The following is a 3959-nucleotide window of genomic DNA, read 5'->3' on the forward strand; positions in this document are numbered from 1 at the left end:
CTGAGTTTCACACGTTTGAGCTTGTTAAGAAAGTCCCTCTTGACTTTCTATCGCTCTTCTTAACTTGTCACCAATGGGCGTTATATTACCCCAAACGGTAAAAATCATTTTGCAGAGTGACTTAGTTCCCTGCGGGATTTGAATGCGGTAGTTAAAATTGAGCAAAGGCTTGACCGAGTTCGCTTGGGGAATTTAGGAAACAGCAAGTCTGTTGGGGAAGGAGTATGCGAATTGAAAATTGACTTTGGGCCTGGGTATCGCGTGTACTTCGGACAATTGGGGTCAACAATAGTTCTTCTTCTCTGCGGTGGGGATAAAAGCACTCAAGAACAAGATATCCGCAAAGCTCAGGAGTATTGGAAAGAATATGGAGAACCCGAAAATGCCAACGAGCGATAGTTACCAGGGCTATCTGATAGAAGCGCTCAAGGATAAAATACACGCTGCGACTTATCTAACAGCGCATTTGGAAGACGAAGAGCCTGAACCGGGTTTGCTGGAACTCTCACTTAGAAATGTATTTGAGGCTCTTGGCGAACCAAATATGTCTGCAGAGGATGCCTCATTGCATTTGGAAAAATTAGAGGTTTTGTTGTCGGGAGAAGGAAGTGCGACAATTTATGCTTTGGGAAGTTGGCTGAAGGCTGTGGGATTGAAGTTATCTGTTGTGATTGATGAAGGGGAGAAAGGGGAAGAGGAAGATTCTGTTAGTGCTACTGAGTTGGCGGAAGTTGGTAATGTTTGATTTTGGTCGATCGAGCTTTAAGCTACTAATTAGACCTTAACGGCGCTCGAAGCCCGATCGCTAAAGGAAGTAGCCGAGCGCTCCGGGGTATCCTACAATACTATTAAAAGTTATGCCCGATCACCCGGTATGGCAATGACTGACATCGGTGCTCTGCTAAAATTGGCGCGGATATTTGATGATGTGTCGATCGCAGAATTGTGGGATTTTGTCCAACAGTAACAAATTACACTTAAAATAAACCAGCGCTACCAGCGCCAACCAGTGCGACCTCGCAGGGACGATCGAGTGTGGGCCCAAGCAACAAATGCGAGAGTTGGCGGATGGGACGCGGCGAGGTCAGAAAGAGATGATATATTCTCAGCGGCAATTGTAGCTGTTCGATCGCCCATATCGGTCTACAATTTTTAACGTTGAGCCTTATTGAAGTGCAGGAGTGGAGCTGGCTTGGATAACGCTAGTCTGTCAAGAAAACCCCCGCAAGCCTCGGAGCTTGTCGCCGACGAAATTCCAGAAGCAGTGCGAGACCACCCATACCCAGAAGCAGGCCAGAGTCAGTCCAAGAAAAAAGGGCTGATTTGGAAACTGCTAGGGTTGGCCGCATTAGCCTGTGGGGTCAGCATCTGGCTGCACCTCAACTTTAACTTGTTCCCAGCCACCAGTCAGGCAGAGCAAACTCAACAAAACCCAGCACCCGTTAGTTCGCCGTCAGGAGCGGCCGCGAGTCCAGGTACCAACTCAAAAACCGGCACCGCCACCGCAACCCCAGACAACCTGCTGGGACACTTACCGTACTCAGAAGCACCAGCCAAAGACTTGGTAGGCGTCACCCCCGACGGTAGCATCAAACTCCGCACCTCAGCAGCAGCAAAATATCAGGAAATGGCCAACGCCGCAGCGGCTTCAGGCATCTACTTCGCTCCCCTATCAGGCTTTCGCTCCCTCGAAGACCAACAGCACGTATTTTTTGACGTGAAAGCCGAGCGCAGGCAAAACGCCAGCAAGCGAGCCGAAGTCAGCGCGCCTCCAGGTTACAGCGAACACCACACAGGTTATGCGATCGACATCGGCGACGGCAGCGCCCCGGATACCAACCTCAGCCCCAGTTTTGAAAATACCCAAGCATTTAAGTGGTTAGAAGCCAACGCCGTCGCCTTCAGCTTTGAAATGTCCTTCCCCAAAAACAATCGCCAAGGCGTCAGTTACGAGCCTTGGCACTGGCGGTTTGTGGGCGACAAGCAAAGCCTCGAAACTTTCTACAAAGCTCATTCCATGAAAAAGTAGAGGCAAGAAGGAAGAAGGAAGAAGGAAGATTTTCCACATCTCCGGCTTTGCCACTCTCCCACTCTCCCCCTGCCCCACTCTACCCACTCTCCCATTCCCCCACTTCTCCACTCTCCCACTCCGTTGAGCCAAACTCGTGATTGCAATCTATCCAGGCAGCTTTGACCCCATTACCTTCGGTCACGCAGACATTATCGAGCGGGGATCTAAACTGTTTGACCGGGTAATTGTTACCGTAGTCAGAAACCCCAGCAAAACTCCTCTATTCACCGTAGAGGAACGGATCGAGCAGATCCTGCGCTCTACCCAACACTTGCCAAACGTAGAAGTAGACAGTTTTGAAGGTTTGACAGTAAACTATGCTAAGATTCGACAAGCCAAAGTGCTGCTGCGGGGGCTCCGGGTATTAACAGATTTTGAAATGGAACTCCAGATGGCCCACACCAATAAAACCCTTCTGGGCGAAATTGAAACAGTTTTTTTGGCAACTTCTAACGAGTACAGCTTTTTAAGTAGTAGTGTAGTTAAAGAAATAGCCAAGTTTGGTGGCTCCGTAGATCATCTTGTTCCGAAACACGTCGCCCTAGATATTTACAAATGTTACGCCAGCAGGAACCAACTCGCATCGAACCCGACAGTACCGGTCTCCCCACTGAGAACGAATCACCTCAGAACACAGCCGCCTTCGGAGACCCCACCCGAACCGCAGGAGTAGACATCCAGCGGGAATTGAACCGGCTTGAGGAAATTGTTCTCGACAGCCCGCGAATTCCTATGACCAGACGCACTCTGGTGGATGAAGAACAGTTGCTCGATCAGTTAGACTTGGTGAGGCTAAATTTGCCGATCGCCTTTGGGGAAGCCGAGACGATCATCCGACACAAGGACGACTTGCTTCAAGAGGCGGAACTTTACGCTCAGGAAGTGATAGAAGCCGCAGAACAACGAGCAGCAGAAATTTTAAACGATATGGGCCTGCTCCAGCAGGCGAAGATAGAGGCAGATCAGTTGCGACAGCAAGTTTTGCTCGACTGCGAGGCAATTCAGCAGGCGACGCTGGCGGAAGTGGAACAAATTCGCTACCAGGCTCAAGAGGAATTGGAAGAGATGAGAGTGAGGGCGATGGCTGAATGCGAGGAAATTCAAAACGGAGCAGACGATTATGCCGACCAAGTGCTCGATAATATCGAGCACAAGCTGAGCGATATGCTGCGCGTGATCCGCAACGGGCGCGATCGGTTGGATAGTGTTTCTGCGTCCCACATCCATCACACCAACGGTTAGCCAACAGTTAACTCAATGCTTGAACATTTCTAAAAGTCTACCTAAATTAGGTAGATTTTTTTTCGCAATAGTCTTTTTAGTCTTTATTCCTCAATCCCAGCACTCGGTGACTTTTTTTTGACGAGATAAGTTTTGTGAATAGAAAAGCAAATATAACCTTTTATGCTATTGTACTTCTCATACCAAATCCGGCTTAAAGACCCCCTCTATCTCTTAGTCCCCCTTTGCTCGGACTTCGTTTGACTCTATGCAGCGGTTTCAACTGCCGAATGATAAAAGGGGTAGCAAACCGGGATTTAGTATCAGACAAAAAATTCCTAATTTGATTCAAATTTTTACAATCTAATTTTTACGATGCAAAAAGTTTCTAATCGGTTCGCTGAATTTGATTTGATCCGAGCTTTAGCGATCGTCAGTGTGGTGATTACTCATGCTGGGTTCTTCACATTTAGCGATCGCAGAATTTTATTTGTCGCGATCGATACATTTCAACTGTTCTGCGTACCTGCATTTTTACTGCTGAGCGGCTTTTTTCTCACAAACAAACTGGAAAATCAAAATAATCCCGCATTGGTATAGCATTTCTTACAAAGGTGAGGTACAATAACAGCAGTGAGTAAACCAATTCCAAATATTTGCTGATGTA

The 3959-nt window shown here is 48.0% G+C and carries 6 protein-coding genes and 2 pseudogenes; 7 read left to right on the forward strand and 1 reads right to left on the reverse strand.

Annotated features, from left to right (window positions below; all coding sequences use genetic code 11):
• Positions 1 to 84: 84 nt before the first annotated feature.
• The 3 genes and pseudogenes from QUA40_RS27945 to QUA40_RS27955 all read left to right on the forward strand — a co-directional run.
• A pseudogene (locus tag QUA40_RS27945) lies at positions 85 to 399 on the forward strand (type II toxin-antitoxin system RelE/ParE family toxin).
• Positions 383 to 745, forward strand: coding sequence for a transcriptional regulator (locus QUA40_RS27950; RefSeq protein ID WP_333131857.1), 363 nt, complete (start codon positions 383 to 385; stop codon positions 743 to 745). Before QUA40_RS27945 ends, QUA40_RS27950 begins: the two are co-directional and overlap by 17 nt.
• Positions 746 to 814: 69 nt before the next feature.
• Positions 815 to 967 (forward strand): annotated as a pseudogene (locus QUA40_RS27955) (helix-turn-helix domain-containing protein); the annotation flags it as partial.
• Between the two features lie 26 nt (positions 968 to 993).
• Here QUA40_RS27955 and QUA40_RS27960 read toward each other — a convergent pair.
• A complete protein-coding gene (locus tag QUA40_RS27960) occupies positions 994 to 1137 on the reverse strand; it encodes a hypothetical protein (RefSeq protein ID WP_333131859.1) in 144 nt (47 codons plus the stop codon).
• Between the two features lie 55 nt (positions 1138 to 1192).
• Between QUA40_RS27960 and QUA40_RS27965 the strand changes: the two genes are divergently transcribed.
• The 4 genes from QUA40_RS27965 (at position 1193) to QUA40_RS27980 (ending at position 3892) form a co-directional block, all read left to right on the forward strand.
• On the forward strand, positions 1193 to 2029 hold the full coding sequence (locus QUA40_RS27965; RefSeq protein ID WP_333131861.1) for a M15 family metallopeptidase: 837 nt from the start codon (positions 1193 to 1195) through the stop codon (positions 2027 to 2029).
• Positions 2030 to 2165: 136 nt separating this feature from the next.
• Positions 2166 to 2744: a pantetheine-phosphate adenylyltransferase gene (coaD, locus tag QUA40_RS27970; protein ID WP_333131863.1), complete on the forward strand. Its 579-nt coding sequence runs from the start codon at positions 2166 to 2168 to the stop codon at positions 2742 to 2744.
• Entirely contained in the window at positions 2627 to 3313 is a 687-nt protein-coding gene (locus QUA40_RS27975; RefSeq protein WP_333131865.1) for a DivIVA domain-containing protein, read from the forward strand. The genes coaD and QUA40_RS27975 overlap by 118 nt, the downstream gene beginning before the upstream one ends.
• Positions 3314 to 3667: 354 nt before the next feature.
• Positions 3668 to 3892: an acyltransferase family protein gene (locus QUA40_RS27980; RefSeq protein ID WP_333131867.1), complete on the forward strand. Its 225-nt coding sequence runs from the start codon at positions 3668 to 3670 to the stop codon at positions 3890 to 3892.
• Positions 3893 to 3959: the final 67 nt, after the last annotated feature.

It is taken from the genome of Microcoleus sp. Pol11C3 (genome assembly GCF_036701485.1).
In the GTDB taxonomy this organism is placed as follows: Bacteria; Cyanobacteriota; Cyanobacteriia; order Cyanobacteriales; family Microcoleaceae; genus Microcoleus.